General features: G+C 72.0%; 24 protein-coding genes, 1 tRNA gene and 1 other RNA gene. 14 read left to right on the top strand and 12 right to left on the bottom strand.

Annotation, left to right across the window (positions count from 1 at the left end):
• Positions 1–22: 22 nt before the first annotated feature.
• Genes gdhA through D7I47_RS12430 form a run of 4 tightly spaced genes read left to right on the top strand, consistent with a single transcriptional unit; the run spans position 23 to position 3,693 of the window.
• Positions 23–1,366, top strand: coding sequence for an NADP-specific glutamate dehydrogenase (gene gdhA, locus D7I47_RS12445; RefSeq protein WP_120763350.1), 1,344 nt, complete (start codon positions 23–25; stop codon positions 1,364–1,366).
• Positions 1,366–2,046 carry a lysoplasmalogenase family protein gene (locus tag D7I47_RS12440; protein WP_120763349.1) on the top strand — a complete coding sequence of 227 codons (681 nt, stop codon included), beginning with the start codon at positions 1,366–1,368 and terminating at the stop codon, positions 2,044–2,046. Before gdhA ends, D7I47_RS12440 begins: the two co-directional genes overlap by 1 nt.
• A 9-nt stretch (positions 2,047–2,055) precedes the next feature.
• The gene (gene panB, locus D7I47_RS12435) at positions 2,056–2,871 is read left to right on the top strand and encodes a 3-methyl-2-oxobutanoate hydroxymethyltransferase (RefSeq protein WP_120763348.1); all 816 of its coding nucleotides are present in this window, start codon (positions 2,056–2,058) and stop codon (positions 2,869–2,871) included.
• A gap of 6 nt (positions 2,872–2,877) precedes the next feature.
• Entirely contained in the window at positions 2,878–3,693 is an 816-nt protein-coding gene (locus tag D7I47_RS12430) for a DUF72 domain-containing protein (RefSeq protein WP_120763347.1), read from the top strand.
• Between the two features lie 46 nt (positions 3,694–3,739).
• Here the strand turns inward: D7I47_RS12430 and D7I47_RS12425 are convergent, their stop codons facing one another.
• Positions 3,740–3,907 (bottom strand): methionine aminopeptidase, encoded by a 168-nt coding sequence (locus D7I47_RS12425; protein ID WP_120763346.1) that lies wholly within the window; start codon positions 3,905–3,907, stop codon positions 3,740–3,742.
• Between the two features lie 32 nt (positions 3,908–3,939).
• On the opposite strand from D7I47_RS12425, the gene map reads away from it, so the two are divergent.
• The 3 genes from map to cspE all read left to right on the top strand — a co-directional run bounded on the left by map (position 3,940) and on the right by cspE (position 5,930).
• Positions 3,940–4,824, top strand: a complete 885-nt coding sequence (gene map / locus D7I47_RS12420; protein WP_120763345.1) for a type I methionyl aminopeptidase — start codon at positions 3,940–3,942, stop codon at positions 4,822–4,824.
• 25 nt (positions 4,825–4,849) lie between these two features.
• Positions 4,850–5,608 (top strand): polyphosphate--glucose phosphotransferase, encoded by a 759-nt coding sequence (gene ppgK / locus D7I47_RS12415; protein WP_120763344.1) that lies wholly within the window; start codon positions 4,850–4,852, stop codon positions 5,606–5,608.
• 118 nt (positions 5,609–5,726) lie between these two features.
• The gene (gene cspE, locus D7I47_RS12410) at positions 5,727–5,930 is read left to right on the top strand and encodes a transcription antiterminator/RNA stability regulator CspE (RefSeq protein ID WP_120763343.1); all 204 of its coding nucleotides are present in this window, start codon (positions 5,727–5,729) and stop codon (positions 5,928–5,930) included.
• Positions 5,931–5,986: 56 nt separating this feature from the next.
• Here cspE and rnpB read toward each other — a convergent pair.
• The 6 genes from rnpB to D7I47_RS12380 form a co-directional block, all read right to left on the bottom strand.
• Positions 5,987–6,362, bottom strand: an RNA gene (gene rnpB, locus D7I47_RS12405) — RNase P RNA component class A.
• A gap of 39 nt (positions 6,363–6,401) precedes the next feature.
• The gene (locus tag D7I47_RS12400) at positions 6,402–7,142 is read right to left on the bottom strand and encodes a zinc ribbon domain-containing protein (RefSeq protein WP_120763342.1); all 741 of its coding nucleotides are present in this window, start codon (positions 7,140–7,142) and stop codon (positions 6,402–6,404) included.
• Positions 7,143–7,180: 38 nt separating this feature from the next.
• Positions 7,181–7,999 (bottom strand): Nif3-like dinuclear metal center hexameric protein, encoded by an 819-nt coding sequence (locus tag D7I47_RS12395; RefSeq protein WP_120763341.1) that lies wholly within the window; start codon positions 7,997–7,999, stop codon positions 7,181–7,183.
• Positions 8,000–8,004: 5 nt separating this feature from the next.
• Positions 8,005–10,869 (bottom strand): cytosine permease, encoded by a 2,865-nt coding sequence (locus tag D7I47_RS12390; protein ID WP_120763340.1) that lies wholly within the window; start codon positions 10,867–10,869, stop codon positions 8,005–8,007.
• Positions 10,866–11,792, bottom strand: a complete 927-nt coding sequence (locus tag D7I47_RS12385; RefSeq protein WP_120763339.1) for a DMT family transporter — start codon at positions 11,790–11,792, stop codon at positions 10,866–10,868. The genes D7I47_RS12390 and D7I47_RS12385 overlap by 4 nt, the downstream gene beginning before the upstream one ends.
• Position 11,793: 1 nt before the next feature.
• Positions 11,794–11,866, bottom strand: a tRNA-Val gene (locus D7I47_RS12380).
• Positions 11,867–11,908: 42 nt separating this feature from the next.
• Here D7I47_RS12380 and D7I47_RS12375 point away from each other — a divergent pair.
• The gene (locus tag D7I47_RS12375) at positions 11,909–12,601 is read left to right on the top strand and encodes a DUF1345 domain-containing protein (RefSeq protein WP_120763338.1); all 693 of its coding nucleotides are present in this window, start codon (positions 11,909–11,911) and stop codon (positions 12,599–12,601) included.
• Between the two features lie 15 nt (positions 12,602–12,616).
• Here the strand turns inward: D7I47_RS12375 and D7I47_RS12370 are convergent, their stop codons facing one another.
• The gene (locus D7I47_RS12370; protein ID WP_120763337.1) at positions 12,617–13,090 is read right to left on the bottom strand and encodes a peroxiredoxin; all 474 of its coding nucleotides are present in this window, start codon (positions 13,088–13,090) and stop codon (positions 12,617–12,619) included.
• Positions 13,091–13,211: 121 nt separating this feature from the next.
• Here D7I47_RS12370 and aceE point away from each other — a divergent pair, with 121 nt between their 5' ends.
• The 6 genes from aceE (at position 13,212) to fabF (ending at position 20,765) form a co-directional block, all read left to right on the top strand.
• On the top strand, positions 13,212–15,938 hold the full coding sequence (aceE, locus tag D7I47_RS12365) for a pyruvate dehydrogenase (acetyl-transferring), homodimeric type (protein WP_120763336.1): 2,727 nt from the start codon (positions 13,212–13,214) through the stop codon (positions 15,936–15,938).
• Between the two features lie 13 nt (positions 15,939–15,951).
• The gene (locus tag D7I47_RS12360; RefSeq protein WP_120763335.1) at positions 15,952–17,130 is read left to right on the top strand and encodes a PucR family transcriptional regulator; all 1,179 of its coding nucleotides are present in this window, start codon (positions 15,952–15,954) and stop codon (positions 17,128–17,130) included.
• 91 nt (positions 17,131–17,221) lie between these two features.
• Positions 17,222–18,151, top strand: coding sequence for an ACP S-malonyltransferase (locus D7I47_RS12355; protein WP_120763334.1), 930 nt, complete (start codon positions 17,222–17,224; stop codon positions 18,149–18,151).
• Entirely contained in the window at positions 18,148–19,146 is a 999-nt protein-coding gene (locus D7I47_RS12350) for a beta-ketoacyl-ACP synthase III (protein ID WP_120763333.1), read from the top strand. The genes D7I47_RS12355 and D7I47_RS12350 overlap by 4 nt, the downstream gene beginning before the upstream one ends.
• Positions 19,147–19,187: 41 nt before the next feature.
• Positions 19,188–19,433, top strand: a complete 246-nt coding sequence (locus D7I47_RS12345; protein ID WP_120763332.1) for an acyl carrier protein — start codon at positions 19,188–19,190, stop codon at positions 19,431–19,433.
• Between the two features lie 96 nt (positions 19,434–19,529).
• Positions 19,530–20,765: a beta-ketoacyl-ACP synthase II gene (gene fabF / locus D7I47_RS12340; RefSeq protein ID WP_120763331.1), complete on the top strand. Its 1,236-nt coding sequence runs from the start codon at positions 19,530–19,532 to the stop codon at positions 20,763–20,765.
• 13 nt (positions 20,766–20,778) lie between these two features.
• On the opposite strand, the gene D7I47_RS14805 is transcribed toward fabF, so the two are convergent.
• The 4 genes from D7I47_RS14805 to D7I47_RS12325 all read right to left on the bottom strand — a co-directional run bounded on the left by D7I47_RS14805 (position 20,779) and on the right by D7I47_RS12325 (position 23,872).
• Complete coding sequence (locus D7I47_RS14805; RefSeq protein ID WP_157981731.1) at positions 20,779–20,934, bottom strand: hypothetical protein; 156 nt, start codon at positions 20,932–20,934, stop codon at positions 20,779–20,781.
• Positions 20,935–20,952: 18 nt separating this feature from the next.
• Positions 20,953–21,444 carry a DUF3145 domain-containing protein gene (locus tag D7I47_RS12335; RefSeq protein ID WP_120763330.1) on the bottom strand — a complete coding sequence of 164 codons (492 nt, stop codon included), beginning with the start codon at positions 21,442–21,444 and terminating at the stop codon, positions 20,953–20,955.
• A 129-nt stretch (positions 21,445–21,573) separates the two neighbouring features.
• The gene (locus tag D7I47_RS12330) at positions 21,574–23,220 is read right to left on the bottom strand and encodes a bifunctional 3'-5' exonuclease/DNA polymerase (protein WP_120763329.1); all 1,647 of its coding nucleotides are present in this window, start codon (positions 23,218–23,220) and stop codon (positions 21,574–21,576) included.
• 244 nt (positions 23,221–23,464) lie between these two features.
• A complete protein-coding gene (locus D7I47_RS12325; RefSeq protein WP_120763328.1) occupies positions 23,465–23,872 on the bottom strand; it encodes a DUF779 domain-containing protein in 408 nt (135 codons plus the stop codon).
• Positions 23,873–23,895: the final 23 nt, after the last annotated feature.

The following is a 23,895-nucleotide window of genomic DNA, read 5'->3' as shown; positions in this document are numbered from 1 at the left end:
GGGGCAGAAAGCTCCACCCTCCGTGAATCTTCCCTCCTACGTCGAGTCCGTCTACCGCACCGCCGTCGCGCGGAACGCCGGTGAGCCCGAGTTCCACCAGGCCCTCCACGAGGTGCTCGAATCCGTCGGCCCGGTGCTCGAGCACCACCCCGAGTACGTCGAGGCCGGCATCCTCGAGCGGCTCGTCGAGCCCGAGCGCCAGATCATCTTCCGCGTGCCGTGGACCGACGACGAAGGTCGCGTGCAGGTGAACCGCGGATTCCGCGTGCAGTTCAACTCGGCCCTCGGCCCGTACAAGGGCGGGCTGCGGTTCCACCCGAGCGTCAACCTCGGCATCATCAAGTTCCTCGGCTTCGAGCAGATCCTCAAGAACGCCCTCACCGGTCAGGGCATCGGCGGCGCGAAGGGCGGCAGCGACTTCGACCCGCACGGCCGCAGCGACCGCGAGATCGAGCGCTTCTCGCAGAGCTTCATGTCGGAGCTGTACCGCCACCTCGGCGAGCACACGGACGTGCCCGCGGGCGACATCGGCGTCGGCGCGCGCGAGATCGGCTACCTGTTCGGGCAGTACCGCAAGATCACCAACCGTCACGAATCGGGCATGTTCACCGGCAAGGGCGTGCAGTGGGGCGGCGCCGAGGTGCGCACCGAGGCAACCGGCTACGGCGCGGTGTTCTTCCTGCAGGAGATGCTCGCCCGCCGCGGCGAGGGCCTCGAGGGCCGCACGGCGATCGTGTCGGGCTCCGGCAACGTCGCCCTCTACGCGATCGAGAAGCTCCACCAGCTCGGCGCGAAGGCGCTCACCGCATCCGACTCCTCGGGCTACGTCGTCGACGAGGCCGGCATCGACCTCGAGCTGCTCAAGCAGCTCAAGGAGGTCGAGCGCGCCCGGATCGCCGAGTACGCGGAACGCCGCCCCTCGGCGCGCTTCGTGCCGGACGCACGCGTCTGGGAGGTGCCGGGCGACGTCGCGCTGCCCTCCGCCACCCAGAACGAGCTCGACGGCGACGACGCCGCTGCCCTCATCCGGGGCGGGGTGATCGCGGTCAGCGAGGGCGCCAACATGCCGAGCACCCCGGAGGCGATCGCCGCGTTCCAGGAGGCGGGCGTGCTGTTCGCGCCGGGCAAGGCCGCCAACGCGGGCGGCGTCGCCACCTCCGCGCTCGAGATGAGCCAGAACGCCTCGCGCCAGCACTGGGGCTTCGACGACAGCGAGGCACGGCTGCACCAGATCATGCGCGACATCCACGGCGCCGCGTACGACGCATCCGAGCGCTACGGCCGCCCCGGCGACTACGTGCTCGGCGCGAACGCCGCGGGCTTCGTGCGGGTCGCGGACGCGATGCTCGCCCAGGGCCTCATCTGATGCGACGGGTCCCGCTGGTGCTCGGTGCGTTCGCACCGTTCCTGGCGGTGTCGGCCTTCCACCTCGCGGTCAAGCTCGCGGGACTCGTCGAACTGGATCGTGCCACCAAGGGCCTCACGGTCCCCGCCCTGATCCTCGGGGTGGGGATCGTGCTGCTCATCGGGCGGCTGTGGTTGCCGCTCCCCGTGCTGCTGACCCTGCTCGCGGGCCTCGTGCTGTCGTGGATCGGCGACATCACGCTCACCGACTTCGTGGTCGGGCTGAGCTTCTTCCTGGCGGCGCACGTGGCCTACATGGCGCTCTTCCTCGTCGGATTCCGGCGACGGCCGAGCTGGTGGTCGCTCGGGCTCCTCGCCTGGTACGCGGGGCTGCTCGTCGCCCTCGTGCCGTCGCTCGGCGAGCTCACGGGCATCGTGGCCGCCTACGGCGCGGCGCTCGCCCTCATGGCGGCGCTCTCGACGCGCGGCAACCTCTTCACGATGCTCGGCGGCACCCTCTTCGTCGCGAGCGACTCGCTGCTCGCCTTCCGCCTCTTCACCCCGCTGTTCCAGACCCCGCCCGAGGACACCCTCATCATGGGCCTCTACCTCGCAGCCCAGCTCTGCATCGTGCTCGGTGCGCTCCGGCTCGCGACCCCGCGCACCCCGGCGGCGCGGCGCGACGCGGAGGCCGCGGCCTAGACTGGCGAAATGGCAGACGAGGTCGTCAAGAAGGTCCGCACCCGGCATTTCCAGAACGCCAAGGCGAACGGCATCAAGATCACCGGGCTCACGAGCTACGACCAGCTCACCGCCGCCATCTTCGACAAGGCGGGCATCGACTTCCTGCTCGTGGGCGACTCGGCGGGCAACAACGTCTTCGGCTACGACACGACGCTCCCCGTCACGGTCGACCAGCTCATCCCGCTCACGCGCGCCGTCGCGGGCGCCGTGAAGCGCGCGTTCGTCGTCGCCGACATGCCCTTCGGCTCCTACGAGACCGGGCCCGACGAGGCTCTGCACACCGCCTTCCGCTTCATGAAGGAGACCGGCGCCCACGCCGTCAAGCTCGAGGGCGGCGTGCGCTCGGCAGAGCAGATCCGCCGCATCGTGTCGGCCGGCATCCCGGTGATGGCGCACATCGGCTTCACCCCCCAGAGCGAGCACCAGCTCGGCGGCCACGTCATCCAGGGCCGCGGGGAGCGCGTCGAGCAGCTGCTCGCCGACGCCCACGCCGTCGAGGAGGCGGGCGCGTTCGCGGTGGTGCTCGAGATGGTGCCCGCGGAGGCGGCGCGCCGGGTGACCGAGGAGCTCACGATCCCGACGATCTCCGTCGGAGCCGGCCCCCACACGGACGGACAGCTCCTCGTCTGGACCGACTGGGCGGGCCTGACCTCCGGTCGGATCCCGAAGTTCGTGCGGCAGTACGCCGACCTGACGGGGGTGCTCACGGACGCCGCGCGCACCTGGACCGCCGATGTCGCCTCCGGCGCCTACCCCGGCCCGGAGCACTCCTACGAGGACTGAGCCCGGATGGCCGTCGCACGCGTGGGCATGGCCGGCTGGACCTATGCGCCCTGGCGCGGCGACTTCTACCCGAGGGGTCTGCGGCAGGCCGACGAACTGCGTTACGCGTCGGAGCGGGTGACCTCGATCGAGCTCAACGGCTCGTTCTACGCACTGCAGAAGCCCGCGAGCTGGGTGAAGTGGCGCGCCGAGACGCCCGACGACTTCGTCTTCGCGGTCAAGGCGCCGCGCTTCATCACGCACATCCGCCGGCTCGACGACGTCGCCGAGCCGCTCGCCGACTTTCTCGCCTCCGGCATCCTCGGCCTCGGCCCGAAGCTCGGACCGATCCTCTGGCAGCTGCCGCCGAGCCTCGAGTACGACCCGGAGACGATCGCCGCCTTCCTCGCGCTGCTGCCGCACGACACCGGCTCGGCGCTCGAGTCCGCGCGCGGCCGAAGCGAGCGGATGCGGGGCAGGGAGCTGCTCGAGATCGACGAGGTGCGGCCGCTCCGTCACGCCATCGAGCCGCGCGCATACAGCTTCGATGACCAGGAGTTCGCCGACCAGGCCGCGGCAGCGGGGGTCGCCGTGGTGCTCGGCGACTCGGCCGGGCGCTGGCCGCGACTCGACTGGGTGACCGCCGACTTCGCCTACGCGCGCCTGCACGGCGACGAGGAGCTCTACACCTCGGGCTACGACGCGGCGGGTCTCGACGAGTGGGAGGAGTGGACGCGCGACCACCTCGACCACGATCGCGACGTCCACGTGTACTTCGACAACGACCAGAAGGTCCGAGCGCCGTTCGACGCGATGTCGCTGCTCGAGAGGCTCGCCCGATGACCGACCCGCCCGATGCCGTGCCCGCGCGCGCGGCCGCCGCGGTAGCTCAGCCCTCTTCGTCCTCCGCCGCCCAGGCGCGGGCGCGCTCCGCCGCGATCTCGGGGGCGCGCTCGGCCTCCTCGCGGGTCGCGTAGGGGCCGTCGCGGTCCGAGCCCAGCGACTGGGGGCCCTCCTCGACCTGTCCGGTCCTGTGGTTGTACCACCAGTCGGCCATGTTCGGCCCCTTCCGCTCGGTAGTCTGAGCCTATGCCTCGCGACGCAGCCGGTCACCTCGTCGCGGGCAGACTGTCGCCCCGGCGCGCGGTGCCCGCCTCCATCCCGCGGCCCGAGTACGTGGGCCGACCGGGGCCGCGCGCGTTCACGGGCTCCGACGTGTACTCCCCCGCCGACGTCGAGCGCATCCGCACGAGCGGACGGATCGCGGCGCAGGCCGTCGAGGCCGTCCGCGCCGCCGTGCGCCCCGGCGTCACGACCGACGAGCTCGACGCGATCGCGCACGACTTCCTCGTCGCGCACGACGCCTACCCGTCGACCCTCGGCTACCGGGGCTACCCGAAGTCGTGCTGCACCTCGCTCAACGAGGTGATCTGCCACGGGATCCCCGACGACACCGTGCTCGAGGACGGCGACATCCTCAACGTCGACATCACCGCCTACCACGACGGCATGCACGGCGACCTCAACGCGACCTTCCTGGTGGGCGACGTCGCCCCGGAGGCCCGCGAGCTCGTCGAGCGCACCCGGCTCGCGCTCGAGCGCGGCATCAAGGCCGTCGCGCCGGGCCGGGAGATCAACGTCATCGGCCGCGCGATCGAGAGCTACGCCCGCCGCTTCGGCTACGGCGTGGTGCGCGACTACACCGGCCACGGCGTCGGCAGCGCCTTCCACACCGGGCTCATCGTGCCCCACTACGACGCGGCGCCGCGCTACGACACCGTCATGGAGGTCGGCATGGTGTTCACGATCGAGCCCATGCTGACCCTCGGCACACCCGAGCACCCCGGCACCGCCGACTGGGACGAGTGGGACGACGAGTGGACCATCACGACGCGCGACAAGAGCCTCACCGCCCAGTTCGAGCACACCCTCGTCGTCACCGAGACCGGCGCCGACATCCTGACCCTTCCCTGACCACCACCCGAGCCCTGGAGGACCCATGAGCACACTGGCCGTCGGCATCGACATCGGAGGCACCGGCATCAAGGGCGCCCTCGTGGACGTCGCCAGCGGCGAACTCGCGGGCGACCGGGTCAAGGTGCCCACCCCCGAGGGTGGCGATCCGGATGCCGTGCTCGCCGCCGTGGCCGGGATGGTCGCCGGCTTCGGCTCGGAGGCCGACGGCGTGCCGGTGGGGGTCTGCTTCCCCGCGATCGTGCGGCACGGCCGCACGATGTCGGCCGCCAACGTCTCGAAGCGCTGGATCGGCCTCGAGGCCGACCGGCTGTTCGAGACGGCGCTCGGGCGCCGCATCCACTTCGTCAACGACGCGGATGCGGCGGGCGTCGCCGAGGCCCGCTTCGGGGCGGCCGCCGGCGTCGACGGGCTCGTGATCGTGACGACCCTCGGCACCGGCATCGGCAGCGCCTTCCTCTACGACGGCGTGCTCGTGCCCAACACCGAGCTCGGCCACCTGCAGCTGAAGGGTCGGGATGCCGAGCGTCTCGCCTCGTTCTCGGCGAAGGAGCGCGGGCACCTCAGTTGGCGGCGCTGGGCCGACCGGCTGCAGCTGTTCTACGGCACGGTCGAGTTCCTGTTCTCGCCGGAGCTGTTCATCGTCGGCGGCGGGGTGTCGAAGAACCACGAGGAGTTCCTGCCGCTGCTGGAGCTCACGACCCCCATCGTGCCCGCGACGCTGCGCAACAACGCCGGCATCCTGGGCGCCGCGTGGCTCGCGGCGGGCCCGCACGCTCGATGACGCCAGGTTTCAGTTCGGTGAAATCTCGGGCCATCCCCTGTGAGCCCGTCGGCTGCGTGCACTAAGTTGAGCAGACGCCCCCGAGGTGGGGTGCGTGCACCATGAAGAAAGCAGTCTCATGCCCACTGGAACCGTGAAGTGGTTCAACGCCGAAAAGGGTTTCGGCTTCATCACCCCCGACGATGGCGCCCAGGACGTCTTCGCGCACTACTCGGCCATCGACTCGAGCGGTTACCGCACCCTCGAAGAGGGCCAGCGCGTCGAATTCGAGGTCGCTCAGGGCCAGAAGGGTCCGCAGGCCGCGAACATCCGCATCGCCTGACGACCACCACGAGGTAGCGCCCCCGGTCTTCCGGGGGCGCTTCTCTCATCTCGGGGCGAACGGGCCGGCCGATACGCCGGGTTCTGTCGGTCGGTGCCTTGCGGCCCCGATCGGACGGCCATCTCTCTCGGGGGCACGTCGCCGTACCCCTCCAGCGGTCTACCCGACACCTCGGCGAGCAGCCTCATCGGTGTCTGTCTGACCTTGCTCCGGGCGAGGTTTACCCAGCGAGCCCGATCACTCGGGCCCCTGGTGGTCTCTTACACCACCGTTTCACCCTTACCTCGGGACGGATCCCGAGGCGGTCTGCTCTCTGTTGCACTTTCTCGCGGATTGCTCCGGGTGGGTGTTACCCACCGCCCTGCTCTGTGGAGCCCGGACGTTCCTCGGCGCACCCCTCGCGGGATGCGACGCGACCGTCTGGCCGACCCGTTCGCCTAGCCAGGCTAGCGCGCGCGGCCGATCAGCGGCTCACAGGCCGGATTCCGCCGTGCGCACGAGGATCGCGCTCGAGTCGGGGCACAGGATGACATCATCCGGTGCCGCGGCCCGCACGGCATTCAGGTCGGTGGCGTTGAGGGCCACCCCGCTCGCGCTCGAGACCCCGGCGCGCAGGTGCGAGGCGCCGACGCCGTAGCGCTCGCGCTGCTTCTCGTAGAGGGCGAGCAGATCTGCGGGCACCTTGCCGGCCACCGTCGCGCGGTTCGCGGCGATGTGGATGCGGTCCTGTTCGAGCGCCGCGAGGGCGGTGTCGCGGGCCGCGACGGTCTCCGCCGAGCGCGCCTCGAGGGCGGCGAGCTCCTCGCGGGTCGCCGCGAGGGCGGTCTCCTGCTCCTCGACGCGTTCCATCACGACGAGCTCGATCTCCTCGAGCTCGTCCTGCCGGCGGGCGAGGGCGGCGAGCTCCTGCTCGAGCGCCGCGACATCCTTCACCGAGGAGCTGCCCTGCAGCCGGTCGCGGTCGCGCGCGATCCGCGCCTCGACGACCGCGACATCCGATTCGACCCGGCCGAGCTCGGTGCGCGCGTCCTCCCAGCTGCCGGTCTGCTCGGCGAGGGTGCGGCGCACCGTCTCGATCTCGCCGCCGAGGGCCGCCACCGCGGCGTGCTCGGGCAGGGTGCGGGCGCGGTGTGCGAGCTGCTGCAGCCGCGTGTCGAACTCCTGCAGCTCGAGCAGCAGCGCCTGGTCTTCGGGTGCGGCCTTGAGGCCCATGCGGTTTCCGTTTCTGTTGTCGGCCGGAGCCGGGAAGGTCAGACGAGGGCGAAGTCCCACGGGTCGGTGCGCAGCTCGCTCACCGTCACCGTGACCCCGGGCAATGCGGCGCGCAGCTGCTCGGCGGCGACGTCGAGCCACAGCCACTCCGCCGCCCAGTGCGAGATGTCGAGCAGCGCCGGGCCGCCGCCGATGCGGGCGTTCTCGCGCGCCTCGGACGCCGGGTGGTGCCGCAGGTCGCTCGTGACGTACACCTCGGAGGCGAGCACCTCCGGGTGTGCGAGCAGAGAGTCGCCCGCGCCGGCGCACAGCGCGATCCGCTGCACGCGGGCGAAGTAGTCGCCCGCCCCGCGGATGCCCTGCGCGGTCGCGGGCAGCAGCTCCTGCAGGCCCCGCGCGAGCTCCCCGAGGGTCACCGGCTCGGGCAGCTCCCCCATGCGGCCGAGGCCGAGGGCCGGGGCGGATGCCGACGGCACGATGGGCCGCACGTCACGCAGCCCGAGGGCGCGGGCGAGCACCGCGGAGGTGCCGTCGGCGACGACGTCGGCATTGGTGTGGGCGGCGAGCAGCGCACAGCCGCCGCGGATCAGCCGGGAGATCACGGCGCCCTTGTAGCGATCCTCTGCCACGCTCGTGACGCCGCGCAGCAGCAGCGGATGGTGCACGAGCAGCAGCTGGGCGCCGAGTTCGAGCGCCTCGTCGGCGGTCGCCGCGACGGCGTCGACCGCGAGATGCACGGCGGCCACCTCCGCGGACGGGTCGCCCGCGATGAGGCCCGGCGCATCCCAGGACTCGGCGCCCGAGAGCGGCCAGAGCGTCTGGGCGACGTCGGTCACATGCGCGAGGGTCGGGGCCACGCGCCTCAGTCTACGAGGGCGTCGACCGCGGGCATCCCGCCCGACGCCGTGGCGTCGACGGGGCGCTCCTGCCGGCGGATGACGGGGATCGCGGTGGCGAGCGGCAGGATGAGGCCGAGCGCGAGCGCGACGAGCACACCCGCATCCGCCGACCGCCACGGGTCGTCGGCGGCCAGGCCGAACAGCCCCAGCAGGTAGCCCTGCCAGTCGAGACCCGGAAGCTCGGCCGAGGTGAGCCCGAGACCGACGACGCTGATGACGACGAGCCCCACGAGGCTGACCCAGCGCACCTGCGGGTACACCCCGCCCGGCGCGAGCAGCGACGGCGCGTGGAAGCGCCGCAGCCGGATCATCATCTCGCTCGCGAAGATACCCGCCCAGGCGGCCACCGGCACCGCGAGCGTCGTGGTCAGGTCGCGCACGATCTCCTCGGTGTCGCTGCCGCTCGCGAGCAGTCCCACCGCCGCGGCGCCGACGAGCACGGCGGCGATGAGGGATGCGATGGGCCGCGGCGCACGCAGACCCGAGGCGACCACCGCGAGCCCGCCCGAGTAGCTCGTGACGATGGCCGAGGAGAGCAGGCCGAGCGCGGTCGCCCCGAACAGCGGGAGCACGAACCAGTCGGGCACGAGGGCGAGCAGCGCGTCGATCGGATGCCGCGCGAGCCCGTCCGCGAGCTCGGGGTCCGACGCGGCGAGCAGCGCGCCCCAGCCGAGGATGAGCAGGGTCGGCAGGATGACGCCGAAGCTGCCCCACAGCATGTTCGCGCCGCCGGATCCCGATGCCCGCTGGTAGCGCGCGAGGTCGGAGCTGGACTGCGCCCAGGCGAGGCCGACGACGCTGAAGACGATCACGACACCGCCGATCGCGAGCACCCAGGAGCCGTCGTCCGTCTCGAGCGCGGTCTGCACGTCGACGTGCTCCGCGGTGAGCGCGATCGTCGCCACGAGCAGCACGGTCGAGAGGATGCTGAACACGCGCTGCACCCGGTAGAGCAACCCGTAGCCGAAGACGGCCACGATGCCGGCGAGCACGGCCCCCACGAGCACGGTCACGAGCGGCACGACCGTGAGCCCGGGCGCGTCCGCACCGGGGTCGAGCAGCACGGAGGCCGATCCCGCGAGCAGCCACAGCGAGACGCCACCCCACAGCACCCGGCCGAGCACGGCGAGGATCACGGGCAGCACGTTGCCGGCGAGCCCGAAGGTGGCGCGCGAGACGACCATGGTCGGCTGACCGCTCCACTTGCCGGCGAGCGTGCCGAGGCCGAGCGGCAGCGCCGACAGCGCGACGCCCGCGACGACCGCCACGAGCACCTGCCGCAGACTCATGCCGAGCCCGAAGAGCGTCGCCCCGACCGCGACCATCACGAAGGAGGAGTTCGCCGCGAACCACAGCCAGAACAATCGGGCCGCGTGCCCGGCGCGCTGCTCGAGCGGCGTCGGTTCGAGGGCGAGCTGCTCGATCGCGAGGGAGTCGGGCTCGCGCGCGGGGGCGGGCTCCGCGCCGGGCGCGTCCACCGCGACGGCGGCGGCCACGACCGGTGCGGGGGCGACCGAGGCGATCCCCGTGTCGTCGACCGGGATGGGGGCGGCGAGGTCGGCACGGTCGAGCGCGTCGATGCCCTCCATGTCGGGGTCGACGACGGGTTCGGCGATGAGCGCCTCGAAGGCGGGCGGCGTGATGGGCACCGCCGCGACGACGGGCGGGGGCGCGTCGTGGAAGTCGACCGGGACGCCCGCGGTCATCGGCGGGGGCGGCAGGGTCGAGACGTCGACCGGGGGCGGGGTGAACACCGCCGGATCCGCGGTCGGCGGCACGGGAGGTTCGACGAGCGCCGGGGGCGCGAAACTCGGCGGCGGGGCCGACAGCCACGCCTGCTCGGCGGGAGCCTCGGCGAGCGGCGAGCCCTCGTTCTCCGGATCGGGGGCGGGCGTCCAACCGGGCGGGCTCGTGGGCGGCTCGGCGGGAGGCGCTTCGACCTCGGACGGCGGCGCCTCGACCACGGGCTCCGCGAAGACCGGCTCCACGAAGACCGGCTCCGCGACGGGCGGCTCCGCCGACACGTCGACCGGGAACGCGGGCGGCTCGGGGGCCGGCGCGGCGAACGGCACCTGTCCGAAGCCCGCATCGATGTCGACGGGCGGCGTGTCGGCGGCCTCGACGGGTGCCAGCCCTTGCCTGCGCCGCAGCTCGTTCTCGAGCAGGAGGATGGCGTCGAGCGTCGAGCCGGCGGCGGCCTCGTTCTCGACCTCGCGGCTGAGCTCGAAGTCCTCCAGCGGGATCCCCTCGACCGGAGTCGGCTCGGGCGACGGCTCGACCACGGCCGCCGGGAACGACTCGGCATACGGCTCTGAGGCGGTCGGCGGCAGCGCCTGTTCGAGCGTCGGCGGTTCGGGGTCGGCGGCCACCACGTCGGGCGCGATGTACTCGGCGGGCGGCGGGGGCGGCGGAACCGGCACGGGCGGCAGCACGACCTCGGGCGCGGGCCACTCGGCCGACGGCGCCTGCTCGTACACCGGCTGTTCGTACACCGGCTGCTCATACGACGGCTGCTCGTACACGGGCGCCTCGACGTCCGACTCCTCCGCCACCGGAGGTGCCGGGTCGGGGGGAGGCGGCACATCCGCCTGCAGCTCGGCCGGATCGGGCCGGAAGACGGGATCCGAGTTGAGCACCGGGATCGTGATCGGCCCGGTGTACATCGCGGTCTGGGCCGCCAGCGCGGCTGCGAGATCGTCGTCGCTCACCGTCGGCTCGCCGCCGAACGGTGGCGGATACGCCGCGTAGTTCGCGGCGGCACCGTCGCCTGTGGCGGTCCCGTCGTCAGGTGTCTCCCCCGGCGCGGCGTCCGGTGGTCCCTCCGTCATGGCTCGAAGTCTAGGGGGGCTCGCGTCCGGATCCGGGGAGGCCGGGCCGTCACGAGCAGGGCGATTCCGGCGAGGATGACGGCGATCCCGAGCCAGCCGAGCGCCCCGAGCCGCTCCCCCACGACGACCACGGCGAGCACGGTCGCCACGACCGGTTCGAGCAGCGCGATCGTCGTCACGGTCGACGAGCGCAGGGTGCGCAACGCCACGCCGACGAGCAGGTACGCGACGAACATCGGCCCGAGCGCGAGGTAGGCCGCGATCCCGAGGGATGCCGGTGCGGCGATGAGCGGCGCCCCGGTGAGCAGCAGCACGGGCAGCAGCAGCACCGCGCCGCAGCCGAACATCGCCCCCATGACCGCCCGCGAGGGCCGCCCCGCCCCGATGCCGCGCGCCGAGGCGTAGGTGTAGAGGCCGTAGGCGGCGCCCGCGACGAGCCCGAGCAGCACGCCGGGCAGCACGCCTCCCTCCCCGGCACCGCTCGCCTCCGGATGCCGGCCCGTCGAGAGCAGCACGACCCCAGCCACCGCGAGGGCGGTCGCCGCTGCCCAGCGCGCCGAGAGCGGATGCCGTTCGATGATCCGCTCGAGCAGGCCGGTGACGATGGGGCCGCTGCCGAGCGCCACGACGTTGCCGATCGCCACACCCGCCAGGTCCATCCCCGAGTAGAACGCGAGGGGGTAGGCGAACACGCCCACGGCGCCGAGCAGCACCCACCCGCGGGCGCGCGCGTCGCGCAGCACTCCGAGCGACGCACGGGGCGCGGTCGCGAACAGCAACGCACCGCCGACGCCCATCGTCGCGGCGCCCACCGCGAGCGGGCTCACGGCATCCGGCAGGAAGCTCGCCGCGGTGCCCGTGGTGCCCCAGAGCAGCGCGGCGACCACGATCGCGAGGGTCGCGCGCGCCCGGGCCGGCTCCATGTGGGCGCTGAGGGACTCGAACCCCCGGCATCTTCGGTGTAAACGAAGCGCTCTACCAGCTGAGCTAAGCGCCCGGAACACCCGATGCTACCGGGCGCCGGGAATAGGCTCCGTGCATGACCGCCGCCGACTTCCGCGCCCGTCCGGAACACCGCTGGCCGGTCGTCGTCGCACTCCTCGTGGCCGTGGTGCTCTACCTGCTGCTCCCCGGTGCGTTCCTGCCCGCGCTGCGCTACACGATCGCGGGCATCTGCCTTCTCGCCCTGGTGCCGCTCATCGTGTTCAACCCCGTGCGGCTGACGCGGGAGACGCGCCTGTCGCGGCGCCTCTCGATCGCCCTCGCCGTCGTGCTGCTGCTCGCGAACCAGGTGGCGCTCGTGCAGCTCGGCTACCAGCTGCTCGTGGCGCACAACTCCGACGCGCCCGCCATCCTGCTCGCCGCCGTGCAGGTGTGGGCGACGAACGTGATCGCCTACGCGATCATCTACTGGGAACTGGATCGCGGCGGACCCGTGGCCCGGCGTCGCGACGCCCGCGACGCCCTGCCGCCCGCCGACTTCCGCTTCCCGCAGGACGAGGACGACGACGCCGTCGCCGAGGTCGCGGTGCGCTCCTCGACCCGGGCCGACTGGAGCCCGCAGTTCTTCGACTACCTGTATTTCTCGACGACGGATGCGATGGCCTTCAGCCCCACCGACGTCATGCCGCTGTCGATCCGCGCGAAGGCGCTCATGCTGCTCGAGTCGCTGTCGGGATTCGTCGTCCTCGCGCTCGTCATCGCGCGCGCCGTCAACGTCATGGGCGGCTGAACGCCGCCGCGTGCCTCAGACCGAGACCGGCAGCACCTCGTCGAGTGCCGCGCGGTACTCCTCGACGGAGCGCGCCTGCCCGGGGGCGGTGATGAAGGAGGCCCGGATGACGCCCTTGGCGTCGATCACGAAGGTCGCGCGGTTCGCGAAGCCCTTCTCCTCGAGGAAGACGCCGTACTCCTTGGCGACGGCGCCATGGGGCCAGAAGTCGGCCAGCAGGGTGAAGTCGTAGCCCTCCTCCTCGGCCCACGCCCGCAGCGTCGCCTTCGAGTCGACGGAGATGCCGATGAGCTCGACGCCGTGCTGCTGGAACAGGGAGAGGTTGTCGCGGAGCGCGCACAGCTCCCCCGTGCAGGTGCTCGAGAAGGCGAGGGGGAAGAACACGAGCGCGACGGGCTTGCGCCCGCGGAAGTCGCTCAGCCGGACGTGCTCGCCGAACTGGTTCGCGAGGTCGAAGTCGGGTGCCTGCGTGTCGTTCTCCAAAGCCACGAGGAGCGATCATACGCCCGGATCCGCGCGAGTGCCGGTGGCATCCCGGCGATGAGCGAGCGGGAGCCCCGGCAGAACTAGACTCGAAGACGGCCATGACACGATCAGGAAGAGGTCAAGGGTGACGGTGAACGATCAGGATCCGTACTCGGTGCACAACATCGATCAGGATCCGGAGGAGACCGCCGAATGGCAGGAGTCCCTCGACGCGCTCGTCGACGCGAAGGGACCCGGGCGCGGCCGCGAGGTCATGCTCAGCCTGCTGAAGCGATCCAAGGAACTGCACCTGGGCGTGCCCATGGTGCCGACCACCGACTACATCAACACGATCGCCCCGGAGAACGAACCGGAGTTCCCGGGTGACGAGGAGCTCGAGCGGCAGTACCGCCGCTGGATCCGCTGGAACGCCGCCATCACGGTGCACCGTGCGCAGCGCCCCGGCATCGCGGTCGGCGGTCACATCTCGACCTACGCCTCGAGCGCCTCGCTCTACGAGGTGGGCCACAACTGGTTCTTCCGCGGCCAGGACCACCCCTCCGGCGGCGACCAGATCTTCTACCAGGGCCACGCCTCCCCCGGCATGTACGCCCGCGCCTACCTCGAGGGGCGCCTGAGCGAGCAGCAGCTCGACGGCTTCCGGCAGGAGAAGTCGCGCGCGCCCTACGGGCTCAGCTCCTACCCGCATCCGCGGCTCATGCCCGAGTTCTGGCAGTTCCCGACGGTGTCGATGGGCCTCGGCCCCATCAACGCCATCTACCAGGCGCAGAACAACAAGTACCTCACCAACCGCGGCATCGTCGACCGCTCGGACAGCCGCGTCTGGGCGTTCCTCGGCGACGGCGAGATGGACGAGGTCGAGAGCCGCGGGGCCCTGCAGTGGGCCGCCAACGAGAAGCTCGACAACCTGACGTTCGTCATCAACTGCAACCTGCAGCGCCTCGACGGACCCGTCCGCGGCAACGGCAAGATCATCCAGGAGCTCGAGAGCTTCTTCCGCGGAGCCGGCTGGAACGTCATCAAGGTCGTCTGGGGTCGCGAGTGGGACGAGCTGCTCGCCCGCGACACCACGGGTGCGCTCGTGAACCTCATGAACGCCACCCCCGACGGCGACTACCAGACCTACAAGACCGAGGACGGCGCCTACGTGCGCGAGAACTTCTTCGGTCGCGACCCCGAGGCGCTCAAGCTCGTCGAGGGCTACAGCGACGAGCAGGTCTGGAACCTCAAGCGCGGCGGCCACGACTACCGCAAGGTCTACGCGGCCTTCAAGGCGGCCGTCGAGCACGAGGGCCAGCCCACCGTCATCCTCGCGAAGACCATCAAGGGCTACGGTCTCGGCAAGAGCTTCGAGGGACGCAACGCGACCCACCAGATGAAGAAGCTCACGCTCGACAACCTCAAGCAGTTCCGCGACGAGCTGCGCATCCCGGTCACCGACGCGCAGCTCGAGGAGAACCCCTACCTGCCGCCGTACTACCACCCGGGCCAGGAGGATCCGGCGGTGCAGTACCTGCAGGAACGCCGCCGCGAGCTGGGCGGGTACCTGCCCGAGCGCCGCACGGCGCACGTCGCCCTCAACCTGCCCGAGGACTCCGCCTACGAGATCGCCAAGAAGGGCTCCGGCAAGCAGGAGGTCGCCACGACGATGGCGTTCGCCCGACTGCTCAAGGACCTGCTGCGCTCGCCCGACTTCGGCAACCGCATCGTGCCGATCATCCCGGACGAGGCGCGCACCTTCGGCATGGACGCCTACTTCCCGACGGCGAAGATCTACAACCCGAACGGCCAGCACTACACCTCGGTCGACCGGGAGCTGCTGCTCGCCTACAAGGAGAGCCCGCAGGGCCAGATCGTGCACGTCGGCATCAACGAGGCGGGCGCCTTCGCGGCGTTCACCGCGGTCGGCACCTCGTACGCGACGCACGGGCAGCCGCTCATCCCGGTGTACGTCTTCTACTCGATGTTCGGCTTCCAGCGCACGGGCGACGCCATGTGGGCCGCCGGCGACCAGATGGCGCGCGGCTTCATCATCGGCGCCACCGCGGGCCGCACGACGCTCACGGGCGAGGGCCTGCAGCACGCCGACGGCCACTCGCCGCTGCTCGCATCCACGAACCCCGCGGTCGTCGCCTACGACCCCGCCTACGGCTACGAGATCGGCCACATCGTGAAGGCCGGCCTCGAGCGCATGTACGGCGGATCGCATCCCGACCCGAACGTCATGTACTACCTCACGGTGTACAACGAGCCGCACGTGCAGCCGGTCGAGCCCGAGGGACTCGACGTCGACGGACTGCTCCGGGGCATCTACAAGCTCAAGGACGCGACGATCGGCGGTCCGAAGACGCAGCTGCTCGCCTCCGGCGTCGCGGTGCCGTGGGCCCTCGAGGCCCAGGAGCTGCTCGCGAAGGACTGGGGCGTCGCCGCGGATGTGTGGAGCGTCACCTCGTGGAGCGAGCTGCGCCGCGACGGCATCGCCGCCGACGAGCACAACTTCCTCAACCCCACCAAGCAGCCGCACGTGCCGTACGTGTGGCAGAAGCTCAACGGGGCCGAGGGACCGTTCCTCGCGGTGACCGACTACATGCACGCCGTGCCCGACCAGATCCGCGCGTGGGTCCCCGGCGAGTTCGCGACGCTCGGCGCCGACGACTTCGGCTTCAGCGACACGCGCCCGGCCGCTCGCCGCTACTTCAAGATCGACGGCCCGTCGGTCGTCGTGCGCGCGCTGCAGTCGCTCGCCCGGCGCGGACAGGTCGACCCGGCCTACGTGCTCCAGGCGATCGACAAGTACAAGCTGCACGACGTGACCGCCGGCACGACCGGCTCGGCGGGCGGCGAGAGCTAGAGCCGACCCGACCGTGCCCGAGAGGACCAAGGAGCAGACGCTCGCCTGGCTGCGCACGCTGTCAGGCGAGCTCGCGACGACGACGCTCAAGCGACTCGACGAGACGCTCCCCTGGTATCGCGAGATGCCGCCGGGGCGTCGCAGCGCCGTCGGACTCGTCGCGCAGGCGGGCATCACCTCGTTCATCTCCTGGTACGACGACCCGACCTCGACTCCGTGGATCGCGGCCGACGTGTTCGGGGCGGCGCCGCGCGAGCTGCTGCGCTCGGTGAGCCTGCAGCAGACGCTGCAGCTCATCCGCGTGACGGTCGAGGTCGTCGAGGACCGCGTCACGAGCGCGGGAGACGAGCTGCGCGAGGCGATCCTGCTGTACTCGCGTGAGATCGCCTTCGCGGCCGCCGACGTCTACGCCCGCGCCGCCGAGGCCCGCGGGCTCTGGGATGCCCGGCTCGAGGCGCTCGTGGTCGACTCGATCCTCACCGGCGAGTACGACAGCGAGCTGCCGAGCCGGGTCGCCGCGCTCGGCTGGAACGGCCACGGCTCGGTCTCGGTGCTCGTCGGGACGGCACCGCGGATGCTCGACGTCGACCAGCTGCGGCGCACCGCCCGCCACCTCGACGCCGACGTGCTCATCGGCGTGCAGGGCTCGCGGCTCGTGCTCGTGATCGGCCGCGTCGACGCCTCCGAGGAGGCCGAGACCCGGGATGCCCTGCCGTTCATCGAGATCGCCCGCCAGCTCGAGCCCGGCTTCGGTCCGGGGCACCTGGTGCTCGGCCACGAGGTGCCCTCGCTCGTGGATGCCGCCCGCAGCGCGAAGGCGGCCCTCGCGGGCTTCGCGGTCGCCCGGGCCTGGCGCGGCGCGCCGCGCCCGACCCTCGCCGACGACCTGCTGCCGGAGCGCGCCCTCGCGGGCGACCCGCTCGCGCGCGCGACCCTCATCTCGCGCATCTACCAGCCCCTGCAGAACCATTCCACCGAACTGCTCACGACGCTCTGGGCCTACCTCGACAACGGACGCTCGCTCGAGGCGACCGCACGCGAGCTCTTCGTGCACCCCAACACCGTGCGCTACCGCCTCAAGCGCATCAGCGAGGTCATCGGCTGGGACGCCACCGGCGCCCGCGAGGCCCTCATCCTGCAGACCGCGCTCATCGTCGGCTCGATCGCCGACACCGCCCGCCCCCGCGGCTGAGTTCGCCCGCTGTAGACATCCGCCAAGGTCTCGGCGGATTTTCCGTGGCCTGTATGCCACGCAGCGCACCGAGGGTTGGCAGGATGGACGGGTGACCGTCGTGATCGTCGCGCCCGGACAGGGCTCGCAGACCCCCGGATTCCTCGACCCCTGGCTCGCCGAGCCGCGCTTCGCCGAGCACCTCGACGCTCTCGCGGAGGCAGCCGGAGTCGACCTGCGCACCCACGGCACGGTCTCGGACGCCGACACCATCCGCGACACCGCGGTGGCGCAGCCGCTCATCGTGGCCGCCTCGATCCTCTCGCTCGGTGCCGTGCTCGGCGGCGGGCGCCGCGACAAGGTCGCCGGGATCGCGGGGCACTCGGTCGGCGAGCTCGCCGCGGCGGCGGGCGCCGGCATCCTCACGGAGTCCGACGCGATGCGCCTCGTGGCGCTGCGCGGGCGGGCGATGGCCGAGGCGGCGGCCCTCGAGGACACCGGGATGAGCGCCGTCATCGGTGCCGACGAGGCCGAGCTGCTCGCGAAGCTCGAGACGCTGGGCCTCGAGCCCGCCAACTTCAACGGCGGCGGCCAGATCGTCGTCGCCGGCGCCCGCGACGCCCTCGCGCAGCTGCAGGCCGAACCGCCCGCCGGCGCGCGCGTCATCCCGCTGCAGGTCGCCGGAGCCTTCCACACGCGCTACATGGCGCCCGCGGTCGACGCGCTGCGTGCGGCCGCCGCCGGGGTCGACGCCGCCGACCCGAGCCTGACCATCTGGACCAACCGCGACGGCAGCACCGTGGCATCCGGTCGCGCCTACCTCGACCTCGTCGTGGGTCAGGTCGCGTCGCCCGTGCGCTGGGACCTCGACATGGAGGCCTTCGCCACCGCCGGCGTCACGGGGCTCATCGAGCTCGCCCCCGCGGGCGCCCTCGTCGGGCTCGCGAAGCGGGGCCTCAAGGGGCTCCCCACCGTCGCCGTCAAGACGCCCGACGACCTCGCCGCCGCCCACGCCCTCATCGACCAGGAGACCGTCGCGTGACGACCCTCAAGCAGGCCCAGGGCCCGCAGTTCACCCGCATCTACAGCTACGGCGCGGCCCGCGGCGACCGCCTCGTCCCGAATGACGACCTCGTCGGGCCCATCGACTCGAGCGACGAGTGGATCCGCCAGCGCACCGGCATCGTGACGCGCGCCCGCGCCTCCGCCGGCATCCTCGCCGTCGACCTCGCCACCGAGGCCGGCCGCGAGGCGATCGAGAAGTCGGGGGTCGCCCCGGAGTCCATCGACCTCGTCATCGTCGCGACCATCAGCAACGTGCAGCAGACCCCCTCCATCGCGGCCGTCGTGGCCGACCGCGTCGGCGCGAACCCCGCTGCCGCCTACGACGAGAACGCCGCCTGCGCGGGCTTCAGCTACGCGGTCACCCAGGCCGATGCGCTCATCCGCGCCGGCGCCGCCCACTACGCGCTCGTCATCGGCGCCGAGAAGCTCTCGGACGTCGTCGACCCCACCGACCGCTCCATCTCGTTCCTGCTCGGCGACGGCGCCGGTGCCGTCGTCATCGGCCCCGCCGACGAGCCCGGCATCGCGGCACCCGTCTGGGGCTCGGACGGCTCCAAGGCGGATGCCGTGGGCATGAACGCGACGCTCATCGACTTCCGCGACGGCGAGGCCGCCTGGCCGACGCTGCGCCAGGAGGGCCAGACGGTGTTCCGCTGGGCAGTCTGGGAGATGGCGAAGGTGGCGCGTCAGGCGCTCGAGGTGGCGGGCGTCGAGCCCGAGGATCTCGCGCTCTTCGTGCCGCACCAGGCGAACATGCGCATCATCGACGAGTTCGCCAAGCAGCTGAAGCTCCCCGAGACCGTCGTCGTCGCGCGCGACATCGCCGAGACGGGCAACACGTCCGCCGCGTCCATCCCCCTCGCCACCCACCGTGCTCTGCAGGAGCACCCCGAGCTGTCGGGCGGACTCGCCCTGCAGATCGGATTCGGCGCGGGCCTCGTCTTCGGGGCCCAGGTCGTGCGGCTCCCCTAAACTTGTCCCCGGTCACTCGACACCCCTAGGAGAAAACGAACATGGCACTGTCCACCGAAGAAGTCCTCGCCGGCCTGGCTGAGCTCATCAACGACGAGACCGGCATCGCGGCGGACACCGTCGAGCTCGACAAGTCGTTCACGGACGACCTCGACATCGACTCCATCTCGATGATGACCATCGTGGTCAACGCCGAGGAGAAGTTCGACGTCAAGATCCCCGACGAGGAGGTCAAGAACCTCAAGACCGTCGGCGACGCCGTCAGCTACATCGTCAACGCCAGCTAGTCGACGACGGGCGGGGACGCATCCGTCCCCGCCCGACCCCCGACGTCCCGGAACAACCCCACGGGACGAGTACCGCCCATCCTCGGAGTTCCACGAATGACCAAGAAGATCGTCGTCACCGGCATCGGCACGTCCTCCCCGCTCGGAGGCACCGCACCCGACACCTGGAACGCGCTGCTCGCCGGTGAGTCCGGAGCCCACACCCTCACCCACGAGTGGGTGAGCGAGCTCGAGCTGCCCGTCACCTTCGCCGCGGAGGCCAAGGTGCGCCCCGAGGAGGTGCTCGAGCGCCAGGAGATCAAGCGTCTCGACCCGATGAGCCAGTTCGCGCTCATCGCCTCGCGTGAGGCATGGCAGGATGCCGGCGCCCCCGAGGTGGAGCCCGAGCGCTTCGGCGTCGAGTACTCGACCGGCATCGGCGGGCTGTGGACGCTGCTCGACGCCTGGGACACCCTCAAGGAGAAAGGTCCGCGCCGGGTGCTCCCGATGACGGTCCCCATGCTCATGCCGAACGCCGCCGCGGCGGCCGTCAGCATGCACCTCGGTGCGCGCGCCTTCGCCCGCACCGACGTCTCCGCGTGCGCCTCCAGCACCGAAGCCATCGCGAACGCCTACGACCACCTGCAGCAGGGCTACGCCGACATCGTCATCGCCGGCGGCACCGAGTCGGCGATCCACGGCATCACCCTCGCCTCCTTCGCCTCCATGCAGGCGCTCTCCAAGCGCAACGACTCCCCCGAGACCGCCTCCCGGCCCTACGACGTGAGCCGTGACGGCTTCGTCATGGGCGAGGGCGCCGCCTCGATCGTGCTCGAGACCGAGGAGCACGCGAAGGCCCGCGGGGCGAAGATCTACGCCGAGCTCGCCGGTGGCGGCGTCACGAGCGACTCGTACCACATCACGGCCCCCGACCCCGAGGGCTGGGGCGCCTCGCGCGCCGTCCAGGCCGCACTCGCGCAGGCGGGCGCATCCGCCGACGAGGTCACCCACGTCAACGCGCACGCGACGAGCACGCCCGTCGGCGACATCGCCGAGTACAAGGCGCTGCTGTCGGTGTTCGGCGACCGGGTGCACGGCATCCCCGTGTCGGCCACCAAGGCCTCGACCGGCCACCTGCTGGGCGGCACCGGCGCGCTCGAGGCGATCTTCACGATCCTCGCCGTGCAGCAGCGCCTGGCGCCGCCGACGATCAACCTGACCGAACAGGACCCCGAGATCCCGCTCGACGTGGTCACCTCGCCGCGCCCGCTCGGCGACGGTCCGCAGCTCGCGATCTCGAACTCGTTCGGGTTCGGCGGCCACAACTCCGTCGTGGTGTTCCGCTCGGTCTGAGCCGGGTTCGCGCTCAGCCGGAGATGATCCGGCAGCCGTCGTGCTGCGTGCAGAGCCCGTCGAATCCGTCGTCGGGCTCCTCCGCCTCGACCACCTCGGCCACGTGGATCAGGGGCTCCTCGAGCTCGTCGAGCAGTCGGCGCAGATCGATCTCGTCCGTCTTCAGCATCGCCATCGCTCCCTTGCGCTAGCCGACCTTGTGCAGCCAGATGACCGGGCTGTCCTCGCCCGCGTAGCGGAAGGGCTCGAGCTCCTCGTCCCAGGCGTGGCCGAGGGCCACCCGCAGCTGCCGGTGCAGTTCGAAGGCGTCGGAACCCGCGGCCTCCATGGCGGCGCGGATGCGGTCCTCCGGGACGACCGTGTTGCCCGCCGTGTCGGTCTGAGCGAAGAAGATCCCGAGGTCGGGCGTGTGCATCCAGCGGCCGCCGTCGGTGCCGAGGCCGGCATCCTCGGTGACCTCGTAGCGCAGGTGCTCCCAGCCGCGCAGCGCGGAGGCGAGCAGCGCGCCCGTGCCGCGCGGGCCCTCCCAGGTGTACTCGGTGCGATGGGCGCCGGGCAGCACCGGCTGCGGGCGCCAATCGAAGTTGACGGCGCGTCCGAGCGCACGGCCCGCTGCCCACTCGACATGCGGGCAGAGCGCACGAGGAGCGGAGTGGACGTACACCACTCCGCGCGACATCGCAGCAGCCACTTTTCTCTCCGTTCGTCAGATGCGACTTCCCCATCGACCTGACGTACGTTCGCTGTTGCTTGCGGTCATTATGCCCTGTTGACCGGGGGAATCACAAGCGTGTCGTTCGGTGTGTGGCTACTTCGCGTCGGCGTAGCTGTCGACCACGGCGACGCTCAGCGGGAACTCGACGGGCGCCGCGCCGAACAGGATGCGCCCGGCCTCGGCCGCTGACCCGCGCAGGGCGTCGGCGACCCGCTCCGCGAGTTCGGCGGGGGTGTGCACGATGAGCTCGTCGTGCAGGAAGAACACGAGGTGCGGACGCTCGGCCAGGGGGCGCGGATCGCCGTCCGCCCCGCCGAGCTGCCACAGCATCCGCCGCAGTGCACCCATCCAGCACAGCGCCCACTCCGCGGCGGTGCCCTGCACGACGAAGTTGCGGGTGAAGCGGCCCCAGGCGCGACGCCCCGTGCGGTCCCGGTCGCGGTCCTCCGCGGTGCGCGTCTCGTCGTAGCCGGCCTCGGGGCCCCGCGGCGAGGTGCGCCCGAGCCAGGTGGAGACCGTCTCGCCGCGTTCGCCCGCCCGTGCCGCCGCCTCCACGAACGCCATGGCGCGCGGGAAGGCGCGCTCGATACGGGGGCGCATCCGCCCCGACTCCCCCGTGGTTCCCCCGTAGATCGCGCCGAGCATGCCGTACTTCGCCTGCTCGCGGGTCTCGACCGCGCCCGTGTCGACCATCCCCTGGTAGAGGTCGTGGGCGCGTCCGGCGCGGGCCATCGCGGCATCCGACGACATCGCGGCGAGCACGCGCGGCTCGAGCTGCGCGGCGTCCGCGACGACGAGCTTCCAGCCGGGGTCGGCGACGACCGCGCCACGCACCTGGCGCGGCAGCTGCAGCGCGCCGCCGCCGTCCGAGGCCCACCGGCCCGTCACGACACCCGCGGGCACGTAGACCGGGCGGAAGCGGCCCTCGCGCACCCACTCGGCGAGCCACGCCCAGCCGTTCGCCGTGTAGAGCCGCGCGAGGCGCTTGTAGGCGAGCAGCGGCGCCACCACGGGGTGCTCGACCGACTTGAGCTCCCAGCGGCTCGTGCTCCCGACCCGCAGCCCGGCGCGTTGCAGGCTGCGCAGCAGGGTCGGCGCCGAGTCGGGGTTCACCTCGGGGTCGTCGAGGGCCGCCCGGATCTCGGCGACGAGCGCCTCCATCCGGGCGGGGCGCCCGCCGGCCATCCGCTCGCCCAGCAGCTCGGTGAGGATGCGATCGTGGCGCGCGGCGTCCCACGGGAGGCCCGCGTGCCGCAGCTCGACGGCGACGAGCGCCCCGACGCTGTCGGCGGCGCACAGCAGGCCGAGCCGTCCGGGCTCGGCGGATGCGGCGATCGCCGCGCGCTGCCGGTACAGCTCGGCGACCGGGTCGTCGTCGGGCAGCGGCGCCTCCAGCTCGAAGAGGGCGTCGGAGGCCGCGGCGAGGGGGCTCGGCTCGTCCCAGCGGTCGCGGGGCGTGCGGGCCAACTCCGTGTCGCGCGCGGCGGCGGCGTTCCGCAGGAGGAGGCGGCACATCCGCAGGTCGACGCAGCGCTCGACACGGACGCCCGCCGCGAGCAGGCCGGGGTACCAGCGTGTCGTGTCGGCCCACACCCACCGCGGGTGGTCGCGCTCGTGCTCGCGGGCACGCACCGCGAACTCCGTCTCGGCGAAACGCTCCCGCGACGTCGCGTCGCCCTCGGCATCGAGAGCGACGAGCTCGACCCGCCCCGGCGCGGGCGAGCTGACGGCGAGGAACACGTTCCCATTGTCGCCACCGGCCCCGACATCCCGCTCCGTTTCGCAACTCAGGAGATCCGGCCGCCACGGCCCCGACCTCGACCGATACGCCTCCGTTTCCTGAGTTGCGAACCCGCGCGGGTTCCGCAACTCAGGAAGATGCGTCGGTTTCGGTGACGAAACGCGTGGGGAGGCCGGATCTCCTGAGTTGCGGAAGTCCAGGCGGACAGGGAGGCGGATGCCGAGGCGAGGTGGGGGTGCGTGGTCAGGCGAACGGGGTGGCCGTGTCCATGAGCTCGGAGCGGATGAGGAAGCGCACGCCCTCGGGGGCCTCGACCGAGAAGCCGGAGCCGCGGCCGGGCACGACGTCGACGAGCAGCTTGGTGTGCGACCAGTAGGCGAACTGCTCGGCCGACATCCAGAACTCGAGCGCCTGCGTGGGCTCCCCGGGGGCTGCGAGGTCGAACACGCCGAGCAGCACGTCGGCGTCGGAGGTGAGGAACTCCCCCGCCGGGTAGCACATGGGCGAGCTGCCGTCGCAGCAGCCGCCCGACTGGTGGAACATGAGCGGACCATGCCGGCCCCGCAGCCGCCGCAGCAGCGCGACGGCCTCGTCGCTCAGCGCGACGCGCGACCGCGTCTCGCCGGGACGCGTGACGGTGGACTCCAGCATCCCCGCCCCCTTCCCTCGAAGGT

Source organism: Protaetiibacter intestinalis (genome assembly GCF_003627075.1).
Taxonomy (GTDB): Bacteria; Actinomycetota; Actinomycetes; order Actinomycetales; family Microbacteriaceae; genus Homoserinibacter; species Homoserinibacter intestinalis.
The sequence above is the reverse complement of the archived record's forward strand: the minus strand, read 5'-3'. Positions and strand labels throughout refer to the sequence as shown.

Bases quoted from the DNA above. Each gene is read 5' to 3' on its own strand.
- map (WP_120763345.1), top strand. From the start codon at position 3,940: ATGCCTCGCGACGCAGCCGGTCACCTCGTCGCGGGCAGACTGTCGCCC.
- D7I47_RS12345 (WP_120763332.1), top strand. From the start codon at position 19,188: ATGGCACTGTCCACCGAAGAAGTCCTCGCCGGCCTGGCTGAGCTCATC.
- fabF (WP_120763331.1), top strand. From the start codon at position 19,530: ATGACCAAGAAGATCGTCGTCACCGGCATCGGCACGTCCTCCCCGCTC.
- D7I47_RS12440 (WP_120763349.1), top strand. From the start codon at position 1,366: ATGCGACGGGTCCCGCTGGTGCTCGGTGCGTTCGCACCGTTCCTGGCG.
- D7I47_RS12425 (WP_120763346.1), bottom strand. From the start codon at position 3,907: ATGGCCGACTGGTGGTACAACCACAGGACCGGACAGGTCGAGGAGGGC.
- D7I47_RS12375 (WP_120763338.1), top strand. From the start codon at position 11,909: ATGACCGCCGCCGACTTCCGCGCCCGTCCGGAACACCGCTGGCCGGTC.
- D7I47_RS12385 (WP_120763339.1), bottom strand. From the start codon at position 11,792: ATGGAGCCGGCCCGGGCGCGCGCGACCCTCGCGATCGTGGTCGCCGCG.
- D7I47_RS12390 (WP_120763340.1), bottom strand. From the start codon at position 10,869: ATGACGGAGGGACCACCGGACGCCGCGCCGGGGGAGACACCTGACGAC.
- panB (WP_120763348.1), top strand. From the start codon at position 2,056: ATGGCAGACGAGGTCGTCAAGAAGGTCCGCACCCGGCATTTCCAGAAC.
- D7I47_RS12430 (WP_120763347.1), top strand. From the start codon at position 2,878: ATGGCCGTCGCACGCGTGGGCATGGCCGGCTGGACCTATGCGCCCTGG.
- D7I47_RS12400 (WP_120763342.1), bottom strand. From the start codon at position 7,142: ATGGGCCTCAAGGCCGCACCCGAAGACCAGGCGCTGCTGCTCGAGCTG.
- D7I47_RS12335 (WP_120763330.1), bottom strand. From the start codon at position 21,444: ATGTCGCGCGGAGTGGTGTACGTCCACTCCGCTCCTCGTGCGCTCTGC.
- ppgK (WP_120763344.1), top strand. From the start codon at position 4,850: ATGAGCACACTGGCCGTCGGCATCGACATCGGAGGCACCGGCATCAAG.
- D7I47_RS12325 (WP_120763328.1), bottom strand. From the start codon at position 23,872: ATGCTGGAGTCCACCGTCACGCGTCCCGGCGAGACGCGGTCGCGCGTC.
- cspE (WP_120763343.1), top strand. From the start codon at position 5,727: ATGCCCACTGGAACCGTGAAGTGGTTCAACGCCGAAAAGGGTTTCGGC.
- D7I47_RS14805 (WP_157981731.1), bottom strand. From the start codon at position 20,934: ATGCTGAAGACGGACGAGATCGATCTGCGCCGACTGCTCGACGAGCTC.